Genomic DNA, 1221 nt, shown 5'->3' on the forward strand with positions numbered 1-1221 from the left:
GGCCCCGACCTCGAAGCCGCCCTCGGTCCAGAACCCGTTCTCGGTCGAGGAGATCGAGGCAGAGTTCGCCCGCCTCCTCGGCCGGCCGCTCGACAAGCGCTGACCCTCTGGCTGACCCGAGGGCATCCAGGGCTGTTGCACCGGAACCGCGCCCGCCCGCCCTCGAAGGGGCGCGGCGGGCGCGGCGCTTGCGGGCCGGGGCGGCGCGGCCCAGGGTGCGCCGCCATGGCGCCTCCGACTCCCCGCTCCCTCCTCCCGATTCTCTGCCGCGCGGCGGTGGCCCTGCCGTTCCTCTCGGGCGGGACGGTGATGGCGCAGAGCCTGACCGTCGATCTCGGCCCCAGTGGGGGCGTCACCGAGCGCGCCCTTCAGCTCGTCGCCCTCATCACCGTGCTGGCGCTGGCGCCCTCGGTCCTGGTGATGGCGACCTCGTTCACCCGCATCGTGGTGGTGCTGTCGATCCTGCGCTCGGCCCTGGGCACGCAGACGGCCCCGCCGAACGCGGTGATCATCAGCCTCTCCCTGTTCCTCACCGCCTTCGTGATGGCGCCGACGGCGCGGGAGGCCTACCGCACCGGCATCGAGCCGCTGCTCGCCGGACAGATCCAGCAGGGACAGGCCTTCGAGCGGGCGAGCCAGCCCTTCAAGGCCTTCATGCTGCGCAGCGTGCGCGAGAAGGACCTGAAGCTCTTCCTCGACCTCGCCCGAGCCGGGACGCCGGCGACCCCCGAGGCGGTGGGCCTCGAGGTGCTGACTCCCGCCTTCATGATCTCGGAGTTGCGCCGCGCCTTCGAGATCGGCTTCCTCCTGTTCATCCCGTTCCTGATCATCGACCTCGTGGTCGCCTCGATCCTGATGTCGGTCGGCATGATGATGATGCCGCCCGCGACCGTGGCGCTGCCGTTCAAGCTGATCTTCTTCGTGCTGGTCGACGGCTGGACCCTGGTGGCCGGCTCGCTGGTGCAGAGCTACGGCGGCTGATCGGCGCCCGGCCAGGGCACCGTCCCGGGCACCAGGCGCAGGCCCAGGCCGGCGAGGTGGGCCGGCACGCCGCGGCGCATCAGACGGTCGCGGCGCGCGAGGCGGGCGAGGCCGGCGGCCTGGGCGTCCGCGGCGGCGATGAGCGGCTGCGTCCAGGCCTCGAACCAGGCGATCTGCATCGCGAAACCGAGCAGGATGGTCTCGCCGGCGAGGTGCTGCGAGGCGGCCACCACCCGCCGC

2 protein-coding genes are annotated in these 1221 nt (G+C 72.6%); one reads left to right on the forward strand and one right to left on the reverse strand.

All coding sequences use genetic code 11. The features are described 5' to 3' along the window. Positions 1 to 225 precede the first annotated feature (225 nt). The gene (gene fliP, locus VQ03_RS29885) at positions 226 to 981 is read left to right on the forward strand and encodes a flagellar type III secretion system pore protein FliP (protein WP_048454570.1); all 756 of its coding nucleotides are present in this window, start codon (positions 226 to 228) and stop codon (positions 979 to 981) included. Here the strand turns inward: fliP and VQ03_RS34100 are convergent. Further along, the coding region (locus tag VQ03_RS34100; protein ID WP_083468316.1) for a hypothetical protein at positions 969 to 1221 on the reverse strand (253 nt) is incomplete at its 5' end. The genes fliP and VQ03_RS34100 overlap by 13 nt on opposite strands.

Origin of the sequence: Methylobacterium tarhaniae (genome assembly GCF_001043955.1) — a bacterium.
GTDB lineage: Bacteria > Pseudomonadota > Alphaproteobacteria > Rhizobiales > Beijerinckiaceae > Methylobacterium > Methylobacterium tarhaniae.

What these genes read in the sequence shown, in the direction of transcription:
- fliP (WP_048454570.1), top strand. Translation starts at nt 226, where the DNA reads ATGGCGCCTCCGACTCCCCGCTCCCTCCTCCCGATTCTCTGCCGCGCG.